At 59.7% G+C, this 14406-nt stretch carries 8 protein-coding genes and 4 pseudogenes; 6 read left to right on the top strand and 6 right to left on the bottom strand.

Annotation, left to right across the window (positions count from 1 at the left end):
* The first annotated feature begins 1882 nt into the window (after positions 1-1882).
* A pseudogene (locus tag KIP88_RS43610) lies at positions 1883-3835 on the top strand (PAS domain S-box protein).
* Positions 3836-4526: 691 nt separating this feature from the next.
* Here the strand turns inward: KIP88_RS43610 and KIP88_RS43605 are convergent.
* Genes KIP88_RS43605 through ligD form a run of 3 tightly spaced genes read right to left on the bottom strand, consistent with a single transcriptional unit; the run spans position 4527 to position 5954 of the window.
* Entirely contained in the window at positions 4527-4805 is a 279-nt protein-coding gene (locus KIP88_RS43605) for a DNA -binding domain-containing protein (protein ID WP_214494220.1), read from the bottom strand.
* Between the two features lie 30 nt (positions 4806-4835).
* The gene (locus KIP88_RS43600) at positions 4836-5033 is read right to left on the bottom strand and encodes a hypothetical protein (RefSeq protein WP_214494219.1); all 198 of its coding nucleotides are present in this window, start codon (positions 5031-5033) and stop codon (positions 4836-4838) included.
* Positions 5034-5954 (bottom strand): non-homologous end-joining DNA ligase, encoded by a 921-nt coding sequence (gene ligD, locus KIP88_RS43595; protein ID WP_214494218.1) that lies wholly within the window; start codon positions 5952-5954, stop codon positions 5034-5036.
* A 440-nt stretch (positions 5955-6394) separates the two neighbouring features.
* Here ligD and KIP88_RS43590 point away from each other — a divergent pair, with 440 nt between their 5' ends.
* Positions 6395-6715, top strand: a complete 321-nt coding sequence (locus KIP88_RS43590; RefSeq protein ID WP_214494217.1) for a hypothetical protein — start codon at positions 6395-6397, stop codon at positions 6713-6715.
* 89 nt (positions 6716-6804) lie between these two features.
* Here the strand turns inward: KIP88_RS43590 and KIP88_RS48375 are convergent, their stop codons facing one another.
* Positions 6805-7131: a DUF2934 domain-containing protein gene (locus tag KIP88_RS48375; RefSeq protein WP_214494216.1), complete on the bottom strand. Its 327-nt coding sequence runs from the start codon at positions 7129-7131 to the stop codon at positions 6805-6807.
* An 885-nt stretch (positions 7132-8016) separates the two neighbouring features.
* Between KIP88_RS48375 and KIP88_RS43580 the strand changes: the two genes are divergently transcribed.
* Together KIP88_RS43580 and KIP88_RS43575 are read left to right on the top strand one after the other, a co-directional pair.
* Entirely contained in the window at positions 8017-8523 is a 507-nt protein-coding gene (locus tag KIP88_RS43580; RefSeq protein WP_214494215.1) for a hypothetical protein, read from the top strand.
* 25 nt (positions 8524-8548) lie between these two features.
* Positions 8549-9688, top strand: a pseudogene (locus KIP88_RS43575) (TAXI family TRAP transporter solute-binding subunit); the annotation flags it as partial.
* Positions 9689-10512: 824 nt separating this feature from the next.
* On the opposite strand, the pseudogene KIP88_RS43570 reads toward KIP88_RS43575, so the two are convergent.
* Positions 10513-11111: pseudogene (locus tag KIP88_RS43570) on the bottom strand (SOS response-associated peptidase family protein).
* 1527 nt (positions 11112-12638) lie between these two features.
* Between KIP88_RS43570 and KIP88_RS43565 the strand changes: the two are divergent.
* Complete coding sequence (locus tag KIP88_RS43565) at positions 12639-12890, top strand: hypothetical protein (RefSeq protein ID WP_214494214.1); 252 nt, start codon at positions 12639-12641, stop codon at positions 12888-12890.
* 587 nt (positions 12891-13477) lie between these two features.
* Positions 13478-13772 (top strand): annotated as a pseudogene (locus tag KIP88_RS47470) (ATP-binding protein); the annotation flags it as partial.
* Positions 13773-14006: 234 nt separating this feature from the next.
* Here KIP88_RS47470 and KIP88_RS43560 read toward each other — a convergent pair.
* On the bottom strand, positions 14007-14156 hold the full coding sequence (locus KIP88_RS43560) for a hypothetical protein (protein ID WP_214494213.1): 150 nt from the start codon (positions 14154-14156) through the stop codon (positions 14007-14009).
* Positions 14157-14406: the final 250 nt, after the last annotated feature.

Genomic DNA, 14406 nt, shown 5'->3' with positions numbered 1-14406 from the left:
CTGGCACATCGATGCTGTCAGGGGGCCATCCACCCCATCAGTTGGTGGCCTCCTGCGCTGGGCGCGTCATTTCCGTTCCGCTGATTTAGCTCAATGGTCCCTTTTGTTCTCGCCGACTGTCGAGGCATGAAACCCACACCCGAAGAACCTGGACCGAATGACCAGCCTCCGTCCTCGAAGCCGACGCGCGCAGAGGAAGCGCGTCAGATCATTGAAGAATACGCGAACGGCCTGCGAGAGATCATCAAGAAACTCAGCAGGCGCCTGAACAACTGAAGCCCATTCCCCGGCTGGGATTTTTCTTAGTAAGACCCGGCGCGTGTCGTCCGGAACCGCCGTGCGTCGGGCCGCCAACTGAGGTCTAACCGTCCAGTAGCGACCTTTCGCCTATCGAACCACATACGGTCCCCGCACTTCTTGCATTCGAACATGCGAAAGGCAGTCCCTGTGTCGGAATCAATGATTATTCTGACGAGAGCGAGCTGGCCACCGCAGAGACGACAGGTCTCGTCTGATTGATCGCTGACAGTGGCAATCCTCTCAGCCCGAAACAGGTCCATGACGCCGACCCCAATCAACTGAGGTAGGGTCTACTCGGGTTAAGGCGGCAGTTAGTTCTGCGGGCGGCGAATCTCTGACAGCTTGCCAACGATGAAACAATTGCGTTGCCCACGAGTGCCGCGGGCTCGCGCGGGCGGGCCTCAAAAACAGTTAGGACAAGTTGATCAATTGAATTGAGACGACTCATCTTGAAAGTGTATGGCGGGGCCGCCAGCTATTTCTAATGGCCAGCGGCCCCTATGCCGACCACTTCCAATTGCCCAGCCTCAAGCAGAGCGATGATCAGCATGGGGGCCAATGACCGATCTGGCCTGCAGTTCCCCGTTTAGACGGCTTCTCTCTGGAACATTTTGCAAGTCAATCACGGCTGCTAACGGATGCGCTGTAGGCCGCGCGCTTCCGGGTGAGCACTTGCGTTGCTATCCTTGGCAAGCGGCTCCCCGGCTTCTGAATGAGAAACGGCCCCAGCTTGGGGCAGAACGCTGGGACCGCCATTTCAATGCGCCATGCGGAGGGGGTGGGCCCGGCGTGTGTCGTCCGGAATCATAGTGCGTCGGGCTAATTCTTCTTCAACGGCTGCTAAGCTTTGACCAATCACGGTTCGACCTGCCGCGAGATGCGTAAGGCCGTCGCTAGTCCCCCAGCGGCGGCCTTTTCGTGCCGGTCACGCCGGGTCGGCCTCAACGCGCAACGCACATCAGGGACCGTCGACTCCATCGGTATGGGCCGCAAGCGGAAGTTGGCCGGGATGTGGCCGGGCACACGTTCCAAACGGGCAAACCTTCCTGCCACCCGTCACGAACGCAGGCTCCTTCTGACGTGCTATGACAACCAACGCCGCATCCCCCCGTAGCCCAGGCCGGCCCCGTGAGAGCGAAAGCTACAAGGAAGGCTCCAAAGCAAGCAAAGCGGAGCATGATTACGGCTCCTCGTTGTCTGGAGAAATGGCCCCAGCTTGGAGGCAGAACGCTGGGATCGTCATTACGTGCCAGTGGCGCGACCGACGCCTGCATCAACTCGCGCAATTGCTGCCCGTTCCAAAGACTGCCCTGCCATCTATGGTGATTGGGTGATTATGCCCGCGAGCACCCGTTTCGGTTCGGCGGGTGCCGTCTGGAACGGTCGCTCGGCCTTCTGAGAGCGGCCGGCGCTGACTCTTTTGGGCCATCGCTCAAGGCTTAAGCGCTGCATGGCATCACTCTCTGAAAGAGAGTCCTCCGAACACTGGTCAGCCACCACCGGTACTTCGTCGAGGAACTTTTAGGCTCATACCACGTATGCTCCTGTTAAGGAGAACACACTGACATCGCCGGGTCCAGTTTTGGAGCGCACAGAAAGATTTGAGGCGGCGCAATCGGCCGAAGGTCGCTACCGCATGCTGGTGGAGGCGGTGACGGATTACGCCATCTACATGCTGGACCCTTCAGGTATTGTCACGAGCTGGAATCCAGGCGCGCGGCGCTTCAAGGGCTACGAGGAATCCGAGATCATCGGCGAGCACTTCTCCCGGTTCTACACCGAGGAGGACAGCAAGACGGAGCTGCCGCGGCGGGCGCTTGAGACAGCAGAACGCGAGGGCAAATTCGAAAGCGAAGGCTGGCGCGTCCGCAAGGACGGCAGCCGGTTCTGGGCCTATGTCATCATCGATCCCATTCGCGACAGCAAAGGCAAGCTGGTCGGCTTTGCAAAGGTTACGCGCGACCTGACGGAGCGGCGGGCGGCGGAAGCCGAACTGCGTCGGAGCCAGGAACAGTTCCGTCTGTTGGTGCAGGGGGTGACCGATTATGCGATCTATCTTATCAGCCTCGAAGGAATGGTCGCGAGCTGGAACGCGGGCGCCGAACGGATCAAGGGCTACAAGCCGGACGAGATCATCTGACAGCATTTCTCAGTGTTTTATACCGAAGAAGACCGGAAGGCCGGACTTCCCGCCATCGCGCTCGAAACAGCCCGACGTGACGGGAGATTCGAACGAGAAGGCCTGCGCATCCGTAAGGACGGCACGAAGTTTTGGGCGAACGTCGTCATCGATGCCATTCGCGATGGCGAGGGCGAGCTTATCGGCTTCGCCAAAATCACGCGGGACATAACCGAACGCAAGAGAGCGGAAGAGACTCTCGAACGTACTCGGGAAGCACTGGTGCAGTCGCAGAAGATGGAGGCGATCGGTCATCTAACCGGCGGCGTCGCTCATGACTTCAATAATCTATTGATGGCCATCCAGGGCAGCCTTGAGCTGCTGAAACGTCGCCTCCCCAGTGGCGATAACCAGATGCAGCAACTGCTCGACAACGCCCTAAAGGGCGCCCAGCGCGGCGCGTCGCTCACGCAACGCATGCTGGCGTTTGCCCGGCGCCAAGAGCTAAAGCTCCAAACCGTCGATGTCACCGAACTTATCACGGGCATGACCGAGCTGCTGCAGCGCTCGCTCGGCGCAGCCGTCCAGATCGAGACCCATTTCTCACTCGGCCTTCCGAAAGTGTCGGCGGACGCGAACCAGCTGGAGCTAGCCATTCTCAATCTGTCAATGAACGCGAGGGATGCGATGCCGGACGGCGGCTCCATCATCATTTCCGCGCGCGAGCGGAACGTCCAGAACGAGCCGGGGCTTAAGCCAGGTCGCTATGTTTGCCTTGCCGTGAAAGACACCGGGATCGGCATGGATGAACAAACATTGCGACGCGCGACGGAACCCTTCTACACGACAAAGGGCGTAGGAAAGGGTACGGGTCTTGGGCTGCCGATGGTGCTCGGCATGACTGAACAAACCGGCGGCAAGCTATATCTCAAGAGCAAACCCCGAGAGGGAACGACAGCTGAGCTCTGCCTGCCGGTAGCGCCTACTGCAGAGGAGGTAGACAAAACGGACATCACTCCTTCTGCCGTAACCGTCAGGCGTGCTCTCAGGATCGTCAGCGTCGACGACGATCCGCTCGTCGCCTTCAATACACTCGCGATGCTGCAAGAGCTCGGCCACACAGTGTTTTCCGCATCGAGCGCAGCGCAAGCCCTGACCCTCATCAGCGAGATGGGCGACATCGACCTTCTCATCACGGATCAGGCGATGCCCGGCATGACCGGCTCCGAACTCGCGGAAGCGGTTCGCCGCGATTGGGCGGACCTTCCGATCATCATTGCTACCGGCTACGCGGAATTGCCGGAGGGTCCGGCTCAGGCCATTCCCCGCCTTGCGAAGCCCTTCTTTGAGCAGGACCTCGCAGACGCCATCGCATCGATCGAGGCCTCTCAGACCAGTCGGTCTAGCAGGCGATAACCGGGCCGCCGGATCATTGCGTTTGACGCCTTCAGGCCTAACCTCAGGCGGGGCCGGTGTAGGCACTGTTCCAAGCACCTACGCGCACGATCCAAGCATCCGGATGGGCGCGATCGCGACGATGGCCGTGTTGCCTCGCTCATTGACAGCCCCATGCTCGATGAGGATGCCGACAGCCATCCCTGCAATGTATAGTCGGCGCATACGCCGCGTTGCAGTGGGTTGGTCTTACGGAAGCGATCTCGCGAACGCCTGGATATTATTACGCACTGGAAGCTCCTCCCCGGAACTCACTCCCGACTGTAGCAATTCGTCGCCGCGGCTGAGGGAGCACTCGGTCCGCTCGGATCATTCGCGTCGGTTGGGCCGGAGCACAGCGACTTCCGGTCTACCCCGGTGAACGGACATTCTCAGGATAAGCGGGCATGTCTCAAAGGTGCCAACAGCGGAAATGGTGGATATCAACTATTTCGAGCGAGTAGGTTCGGTCAACTTTGCAGATCGCTTCTGGGTTGTCCTCGTCGTGAAGGCGGGTTTCGGTCCAGCCCACACCGCAAACAACCAGGTCCGCGGAGCTATCTAAGCGGCGATCCCGGCTGACGACCGCACAAGGTCCCCTTTACTCCCCAAAACGGACCCCAGTGATGACTGGACAAAAGCCAACCACTTCCTGGAGAAATTGGCGTCGCTTCTAAGCCGACGCGCCACCACGGAGCAGGTGCCGGTAACCGTGCTCCGTGATCCATTTGGCGCGCGACAAGTGGCTCTCGAACGCCTTCCGGGCGCGATGGGATTCATTCTCTGGATCAATATGCAGCACCACTCGTGCGATCTCGCGCCAGTCCGCTCCTTTAGCGTCGGCGTCGTGCAGGCGCAGATACGTCACGAGGTGCTGCTCGTCGTAAGACGCTAATACAGGATCGGAGGGGGCAATGTCGGCTACATCGGGATTAAGCGGTGGCGTCTGCATGGGCGTTCTCGCGATAGATCGTTGATCGATCTACTTTGCTTTGAACTCCCTGGCATAATGATGACGCATGCTCTCCCGCATTCTGCGCACGGCCTCATTGACCCTGGCGCGGTCGCGCCGCTCTTCGGGCGGCAGCGATGTGATCGCGTGGTGAATGTCGGCCGGAATGGTCAGCGTGCTTTCGGGCGGCTTATTCGCCCATTGCCAGAAGCGATCGAAGTCATCCATCTAAAGATCCTCCCGCAGGCCCTTGAAGAAGGGATGGCGAACCTTTCCCTCGGCAAACTTGGCCCGGTACTCGATCTCCGCAGTTAGCTCCGGCTCGACCCAGATGCCCTTGTGCGTGATCCGCTTCGTATAGGGCTGGGTTTTGCGGATCAGCGGCGTAAGGCGCTTGCGCAACTCGGCGGAGGATTGCTTGTCAAAGCCGTGGTCGACCTTGCCGGCGTATATCAGGTCATCCCCCTTGCGGCGGCCGACATAGATGCCGTCCCAGTCATTGCCGTCGAGGGCGAAGCCCGCGATGGTCAGCGTCTCGCGCTGGGCGCAGGTTTTCTTCACCCAGTCGCGGCCGCTCCCCGAAGGGTAGCGGCTGTCGCGGACCTTGGAGACGACGCCTTCAAGGCCGACCTTGCAGGCGTGCGCGAACATCTCTTTGCCGTCGACCTCGAAGCTTTCGCTGAACTGCACGTCGGTCCCGTCGATGATCTTCTTCAGATGCGCCTTGCGCTCGATCAGCGGCAGCTTTCGAAGGTCATCGCCATTGAGATAGAGCAGGTCGAAAGCGACCAGCACTATCTTTGTCGACTTTCCCTTTAGCTCGTTCTGAAGGACTGAAAAATCCGTCGTGCCGTCGGCAGCCGGAACGACAATCTCGCCGTCGATAATGGCTGAACTAGCGCTGATGTGCCAGGCGTCGTCGGCGACCTTCCTGAAACGCTTGGTCCAATCGTTGCCGCGGCGGGTGAAAACCTTGACGGCCTCGTTCACCAGGTGAACCTGGACGCGATAGCCGTCGAATTTGATCTCATGGATCCAGCGATCGCCGGACGGCACTTTCTCGATCGACGTCGCCAGTGCAGGTTCGACAAATCCGGGTAAGGGCGCTTTCACGCCGATTGCCGCCGGCTTCTTACGCTGAAACGCCACGCTACAAACTCCACAAACAAAACAGGTCGATTCAAACTGACGGCGGTCGGATCGTTCCGACAGAACAATAGGAACTTTACCTATTTTTCCCGGTTTTTGAAGCGCAGTTGGGGAGGGTTTATGGGAGCCCCTTTTATCGGCTTAAGACGCGATGGAGCACACTCTAGTCAGACGTGACCAATTCAATATTTCTCCGCAGGGCATTGTTCATAAGCCGACCGATGCGGCATTTACGCCCGACCCTTCGGATCCCCATTCAGGAATAGTGCGGTTGGGCCAGCTTAGTAGCGCCCCTCCTAATGGGGGCGGCTTCAACACTGACGACGTAATGAGAATTATGCGTCAGCTTTGGGTCGACTACGTCGCCAATAACCCCGAACTCTTCAAGGCTGCGAGCGGAAAGACAGGATAAAGCGCTGCGGCACTAACTTAGATCGGGAATGAAGCCGCCGGGCATTGCGGGAACGTCGTCGGGATCGGCCGGATTGGTTTTGTTGCAGTCCGGGCTAGGTGCGCCGGCGCTCTCGCAGCCGCAGCCGCAGCCCTTTCACCCAAGAACGGCTGATCAAGATGATTTTCGCAAACCCATCGAGTGTTGTCGCACCGGGGGGCAGTACCGCATCGACGTGCGCACCTTCGGCAAAGAAAAAATAATGTCGGTGCAGGCATTGCGTTCCAAGGATGAACTCGCCAGTGCGGTTAACTTTTGTTCTAGCGGCGACGGCTGGCCAATGCTCCGGTACCGGCGCAGCCTTGGGTGAGAGCTGCTTGCTCCAATAGCCTCAGCTCTGACGTCGCCGGAGCTGGGGCTCTGGCTTAGGCAAAAGATCGGCGCCGCTCTGCGTTAAACTCAAGAACGTTCCGCTCTCGTGCCGGGCGGGCGGATGGGGGACGATTTATCCTCGTTTCGCAGTTCTTGCTCCGCTTGCTGCCAGAACTCGTCTTCCTTGCCTTCTGGCCTGCCATGGCGCTCCCAGATCTCATAAGCGCGCTTCTTGATTTCTTCTTCGGCGTTACCCGGTGCGCCGCCATCCCTGTTCGCGCATTCCGCCAGTTCAATATAAACTTCAGCGAGCCGGAGCCACCCCGCTCTATCATCGTCGTGGGTTGCCGTCCTCGCCTTAGCGCGGCACTCGTCAGCCTTCCGGCGATACCGTGCTGCATCTGCAGGTGTCATGCCCTATCCATGCGCGGCGGGCCGATCCGTTCCCGGCGATGAGCGCGACGCTCATGATTGTCTCCATGACCCGTTCCATCGCGGGATGCTGGCGATTCTTGACCTTGACTCAATCGGGCGAGCGTCCGGCTCGATACCGGCTATCAGCGCGCTTGGACACAAGCCCCTCGAGCCCCATCAGGCAGGCATGCCTGAATAAGTCTGGGCCGATTTCTCCCTGGTCAGAGTCGCTGAGGAGGATGCCATCCACGCGCCGTGCGAGGAGCCGGGCCAGAGTAGCCTTTCGCATGCTGAGCTTCCGGATATAGTGGGGACGACTTATCCGGCACCACGATGTCGCGCGCGCAAACTTAGTCGCTACTGGCAAATAAACGTCTTCCCACGACATCCGATTCAACCCATCAGTAGCGCTGATCGCGCGCAGCAACTCTGGTGCGCAGTTTCCTCGCTGAAAGCGCGCTGCCGCCGGTCGTTCGCTGAGGAACGATCGCCGAGCGGGAAGGTTGGGCCCGTGTGCCGGGCTCTCTGGCACCTCTATGTGTATGAATGGACCGGTGCTTAGCACCGGGGGGCTCCCCGCGTTGCGTTAATTGAGGGAAGAGCGACATGGAGCGAACGCATCGCCTGTTGCAGGATCCAAAGGCCCACACGTTCGACAGATCCCAAATGGCTCCGACGCGTGAATCGGAATTTATCGACGACGGTTCCGTTCCTTTGTTTTTGTCCGAGCCTGATCCACGGCATTTTGCATCGTCTAACCCGAGCCGGCCGACAACCAACCTCACGCGGATTGCGGTTGTTGGGCTTGCTGGTCTGACGTTCGCGATCATCTTAGCAGCGGTATCTTATTCCGATGTCACGAGTGTAATTGTCGACAAAGCAAGATTGGCCGCAAGCGACGCGATCACGGATCGAGCGGCAAAGCAGGCCGCCTCGAGCGAGCTCGACTCGGAGAATTCAGTCAACGGGGTGGGGCCGGCGACTGTGGCGCGCGGAGAGGCGACCGCAAGCACCGATCACACCGCGCCGCAGGGTCCGACCAAAACCGAAGCAAAGGGAAATGAACGGGCGGCGCCGTCGAAAGCGCTCGACGCCGAAACATTGCTTTCGCTGGTGACACGCGCCAAGCGCCTGCTGGCGGTCGGCGACGTCGTCCCGGCGCGGTTATTACTTGAACGCGCCGCCGGCGCGCAGGACGCAACCGCCGCGTTCTTGCTGGCGCGGACCTATGATCCGGATGTTCTCGGAGCGCGCGATACGCGAAGCATCACACCCGATCCTGCTGCGGCGCGCGACTGGTACCGCAAGGCAGCCAGCCTTGGCTCGGCCGACGCGCAACAGCGTCTCTCACGAAACTTCAGAACTGATTTATCAGGAGGATGCCGTGCATAAGTATCTTGGAAAGTTTTTAGCCCCGATGACGATCGTGATGATCATGATGGCTCCCGGTGTTGCGGCCCACGCTGAACAGATCGACTATAACCCGGCGAAGGTCAGCGACAGCCTGAGGGCGATCTTCCAATTCGGCTCGGTCTCGACACAGAAAGCGCTGAACGCGAACACCGTCACGCTGCTTACCGGCACGATCGGAGGCACCTATGTGCAGTTCGGCGCCGACCTTGCCTCCGTTCTTGATGACGACGGCAAACTGCGGGTGCTGCCGATCGTTGGTCGAGGTTCGGTGCAGAGCGCTGCCGACATCCTTTTCCTGAAGGGCGTCGATCTCGGCATAGTACGCGCGGACACGCTCGACTACCTCGAGAGAAAGGGATTTGCCAGCGGCATCAAGAAGCAGTTCAGCTATGTGACCAAGCTCTACAATGAGGAGATGCAGATTATTGCACCAAAGACCACCAAGAGCCTGGACGATCTCGAAGGCAAAACGGTAAGCGTCGACCTACCCAATGGCGGCACGTTCGTGACGGCCCTGACCATTTTCGAGCGACTCGGGATCAAGGCGAACTTCGTTTATGTCGAGCAGCGCATCGCTATGGAAAAATTGAAGAAGGGCGAGATCGATGCCGTCGTCGTGGTTGGCGGCAAGCCGTATTTGTCGGTCACCACCTTCAATAATGACGGCCGCTTTCATCTGGCCGCGGTTTATTATTCGAAGCCCCTGCAGAACGACTATCTGCCAGCGACGCTGAGTTCGAAGGACTATCCGAACCTGATTGCCGAAGGGGAGACAGTCGATACGATCGCCGTGCCGGCGGTGCTCGCAGCATACAACTGGCCACCGAGCTCCGAACGCAGCCGCAAGCTCGCGCTGTTCGTTGACGCGTTTTTCAAGAAATTCGCCACGTTGCAGGGCCCGCCATTCCATCCCAAGTGGAAGGAAGTCTCGCTGCCGGCGCCACTCTCGGGCTGGAATCGCCTGCCGCTGGCGCAGCAATGGCTCGACAAACACGGCGTCGAGCCGCTTAGGCAACGCTTTGAGGTGTCTGGAGAGAACCCCGCCGCCGCTGAGAACCAGTCGGAGACCGACAAGGAAGCTCTATTTCAGCAATTTCGTGCCTGGGCGGCGGGCGCGAACGCACAGGCCCAGGCCAGCCCGCGGGACGGCGTCCGGGCAGGGACACAAGAACCCGCCAAGAAGGTTCGAGATGGGGGCCATGCCTCCCGGTCCGCAACGCAAGCCGCGCCCGTCCGGCACGCGCCCCGCCGAGCGCTACTCGCAAGGCGGCCGATCGAGCAAGGTGCGGTGACCGAATGCCAAGGCTACCGCGGGGCCGATCCGGACGCCTGCAACCGAGGTAGCGAGGAGTCCTGGTGGACACCGTTCTCCGGCGCTACTCCGCCCCCCGGCGCAACGACCTCTCCGTCCAGCGGCTTCGCCGAGCGACAGCCTGGCTTCAGATGAGGCCGTCTGTCGGAACGTATTCGTAAATTATCGAAGCCGCCGCCCAGGCGACAGTCGGTTATCGCAGCGACCGTCTCAGGTCCCGGATGCCAATATCGGGAGCTACCTCGCCGAGCTTATCCGGCGCGCCGAGCGTGCGCACCTCGCTGTTGTCGGACACTGAAATAGCGCGAAGGGCGAGCCCACCAAGCAAACACAGTGCGACCATGAGGAGCCCGGTTCGGGCGGGCGTGAGATATAGATTTGATCCGAAGCGCACCATTGCTGCACCCATGGACATCGCCTGTGAACGCGCGAACTGATGTCGTTGAGTCATTCGGAGATTTGGTGACATGGCGCTCGCGCTGCGTTCGCCGATTGGGCTTGGATCCTGCCAGCGTCCGGCGGCGGTGGTCGCACTCGCCCCTGTACGTGCTATTTCCGCCCAACTAGCCGTCGATGCCTAGATGCCCCGCGATCTCGAGGATTCGGCGAGCGGCTTTTTCCGGGTCGGCATATGGGCGGGGGGGGGGTGGCGTATTTCATGCGGCGGCTTTGTCTTCCTTGTCGACACCGCGCGCGACGATCCTGATCGCATCGTCGGGCAACGGGCGCTGTAGCGCCTTGGCTTCATCCCACGGCGCGCGCATCCAGATGTCGCGCTCTTCCTCTGTCAGCAGGATAACCGGCATGGCCTTCGGGTGGATCGGTTCACGGCGTTCTGGGACGTGGTGAGGAAGCCGTAGACGTTATGCGGGCCGGGGATCGGTTTTGATTTCGTCCCGCGGTCGCCTTTGAACTCGGTCCAGATGCCGGCAAAGCAGGTTAGCGGCCGATCGTCGTGGATCGCGAACCAGACGACGTCCTTTTTCTTGGTCTCCGGGTTCGGCTCCGGTGCGTACTCGGCGAAGCTGTTGGGCGGGACCAGACACTGGTTCTCCGGCTTGAGCCAGCCGCGCCAGTGCGGCGATGACGTGTTGCGGATGTTGGTGACGGGAGGTCCGCCTGTGCGCGGCGGTGGTGGCATGCCCCAGCGCATCATCGCAATCTCCGTCCCGCTGTCGGAGTTGCGGGTCACTGGGGCCGGATAGTCGGGAAACACGCCGGGCATGGGCGGCAGATTGCCGACATAGCGGTTCATGACGCGGAAGAGGGCGATTGGTGGGGCTGAAGGCGAAGAAAAATGAAAAGGCTCCGCCGCTTTATCTAACCGTCTGTCTCCAGCCACCGAGCTAGGCGGACCTACTATTTCACCTGTTGGCTTGTAAATCTTTTGACCTCGGAGGTCGTACAACTTCTTGCCGGACAGGTCGTTGCCCGAATGTCAGCGACGCACTGTCCTTCGCCGTCGCGTATTTTTCCGTCCATTGCACGTTACTTTTTCGTTGGGCGGTCAATGCCGCACGCGGTTTACGCACCGTCTAGATCAACCAAATATACAAACAGGAGGCCATCAGAGTCCTGAGCTTCTTTTGAGCCTTGCCGGAAACTAGCTATCTCTTCCTCAATGGCTAGCCGCGCCTGCAGTTTGACCCGGTCCTGCAGAAGGCAACGATAGGCCTGCCATCAGCTAGGATTGTGTAAATCAACCTCGTAGGCGCCCGCTTCATTTTCCCTTCGACTTCAGCCCACATCCTGAAGGACGATCCGCTCGTCAATTGATCGCATTTCAACCTCAGTCTACTCAGGGTTTGTGTTGCTCGCCAGCGCCTTTTGAGCATCCCTTTGCAGCGGCTACGGACGCCGTGATTTTGGCTAGGGTGCTTTCTTTCATCTGATCTTCGCTTTCTACGAGCGGCGGCGCAGAAAAGCCGCTAGAAGCCGTCGCCTCTAGCGGCTGTTTATTACCGAGTCGTGGAAGGTGCAGCCGGCGTAGTGGGAGACGGAGCTGTGTTCGGAGCCATCGGAGCCGACGGGCGCGTTGTTGAAGAGCCTACTGTCGTACCCGCTCCGCTATTTTCCGCAGTGCGCGGGCCACTCCATGGAGCCCACATAAACAAAAGTGCAAAGACGGCAATTGCAGCAATTAGCGCAATCATTCCGGCGCCCATCCCGTCCCGTCGGGTCGGATCAGTGCTCGTTGTGCGATTGCGGTTCTGGTCATCTAGCATTTCGTCCTCCTCAATTGCCCATAGATTGAACAGGCCCCGAGAGGAAAGGTTCCTGCCGCAGGGGATGGGTCGGCTTGCGCTTGCGGGCCGGCGTGCCGGACAACGTGAACAATAGAGAAAGCGGGCCCGACCGCGCCAAGATTTCTCAAACGGTGACACTTAAGCGAATGGACTACAGCTTGCGAATGCAACGCCGAGCTGGGAGGCTGGTCAAGTAACAATAGGGACGATTGGCGGCGTATGTCGTCGAATCTGCTAGTGCCCCATGCGAGCGTACGGAAGCTCGGCCGTACATAGGCGCCGCGCTTGCCGCAAGTCCAGGCTAGGCGAGGGGGCCCGCCGCTTATGCCCAAACGGGGGACGACCAGTTCGCGCTAACTTGGGGAGGGCGAGGAGAGGAGCGCCAGCGAGCAGCCGCCGGGGGGAAGCCCCTACGTTGATGCCGGTGCAAGTTCTCGGCCGTAGCGAATCAACGCAGCGCAATCTAGCTCGCAGGAACTTTTTCGAGCTTTTCCAATTTTTAACTCCGGCCGCATGGTGCTGCCGGGGAGGAGAATATGAAACTGCTTGTCACCGCTATCACGATCACTGCGCTCGCTGTAAGCCCGGCTTCTGCGAAGATGATGGCTTGCACGGGCGAAAACATGACCAAGCTCGTCACGTCCAGCAACGCTATGCCCGACACGCCGGGCAAGGCGGCGATGATGAGGGAGGTGGGTGCGGCAAATGCCGCTATGGCGAAGGGCGATATGCGGAGTGCTTGCAAGAGCTATATGCGCGCCCAGCAAATGAGCGGTCAAAAAGGTTAGATTATCATTCCTGAAGGAGAGCCGGCGTGGCCGGTTCTCCTCGGATCGAAAGCATTCGCTGAACTGACCGGGAAATGCCCGCCAGCAGTGCTTCTTGCGCGCGCTGGCGGAAGCTGAAGCCGTTAGGCCACGGCTGCCTATCCGGCGGCGGACGTCAGTTCAGATCCTCTATTATTTCGCACCGGAAGGCGACGCCCAGCGCTAAAAACCGCATGTCGGGTCTCGCGCGCGTGGCAGTTCGTCTCTCGGCATGGCTTCTCCGCTCTGATCGATGGCGCTGGTGATAGGTCCGCCGCAGTACGATGACCGGTCCGCGCTTTGCCTACGGAACGGGTCCGCTTCTTCGGTATTGTCTGTTCCAAGAGGAGCCAGATGCGAAAAACAATCAGCAAACCGTGGACCGTCCACGATGTTAGCGCTTTGAAGGAGCTAGCTGAGAAAGGAACGCCTGCTCGAACGATCGCAGTGAAACTTGGGCGTACCCTAGGAGCAGTTCAGGCAAGAGCATCGGCCGAACGCATTTCGCTGCGCAAGGTCCTCGCACGCGCCTAACACGTAACGTCGCGCGGTTCAGCCAGAACTAAATTGCGGTCGAAGCAATGAGCTGCCTCGACGAGGAGGCGCGGGAGCTACGAATCAGCACGAACACGGATACCTCGAATGGTGTGCTCTTCGCGGCGCGGGATACCGGTCCTGGGCTGGATCCGACGAGTGAGGATCGACTCTTCGAGGCCTTCTACACCACCAAGCGGATGGCATGGGTATGGGTCTAGCCATCTGCCGTTCGATCATCGAGACGCACGGAGGGCGGCTGTGGGTCACCGCGAATGAACCGCGGGGGCAGTGTTCCAGTTTACCCTGCCTTTCGAACAAGACGAATCCGTTCGCACCGCGCGCGCGATGATTGGACCGGGTCCCTCCATGGCGCCACCGCGTGGATCATTCATGCTGTTCAGCGAGGGGGTGGCCGCATGTACGGCGGTTTGTACGGAGCCACCGACCGCCTTGCCGGCGCCGCCCAACACGCTCGTTGCACCGCTAACGGCTCCCCAATCAAACCACTGGCCGCCGATGACACTAGATAGACAATAACCAGCGTTGAAACTGCCCAGGCGATCAAACGGTGGCATCCATGCGCCGCTGATTATTGAGTGAGGGCCACTTCCGAAGGACCGCTCGCGTGACGACATTGACGAAAGAGTAGGGACCGGCCACGGTTTCATAGTTGTCGGTCATTTCCTTCTCGCCTTCAATCTGGCGGATCACCTATAGACCTTCATCATCGCTAGCAGTGCGCGCCAGCTTGAGCTTTGAGACGACAGCGAGCCACTACACAGCCGTCAATGGCAGTTGAGCACTGTCTATTTTGTTTGCGCTTCGCGCCGCTCACTGTCTCGAATTTTTTCGATCACCTCTGGCTCTCTTTCGTCAATCGAAGCGAGTTCGGTTCGTGCGTCGCGCGTCGCTTTCAAAAGTTCGTCAAGCTTTGCATGGACCGCAAGGGTGTCGCGCCGAT

Origin of the sequence: Bradyrhizobium sp. SRL28, from assembly GCF_018596315.1 — a bacterium.
Lineage (GTDB): Bacteria > Pseudomonadota > Alphaproteobacteria > Rhizobiales > Xanthobacteraceae > Bradyrhizobium.
The sequence above is the reverse complement of the archived record's forward strand: the minus strand, read 5'-3'. Positions and strand labels throughout refer to the sequence as shown.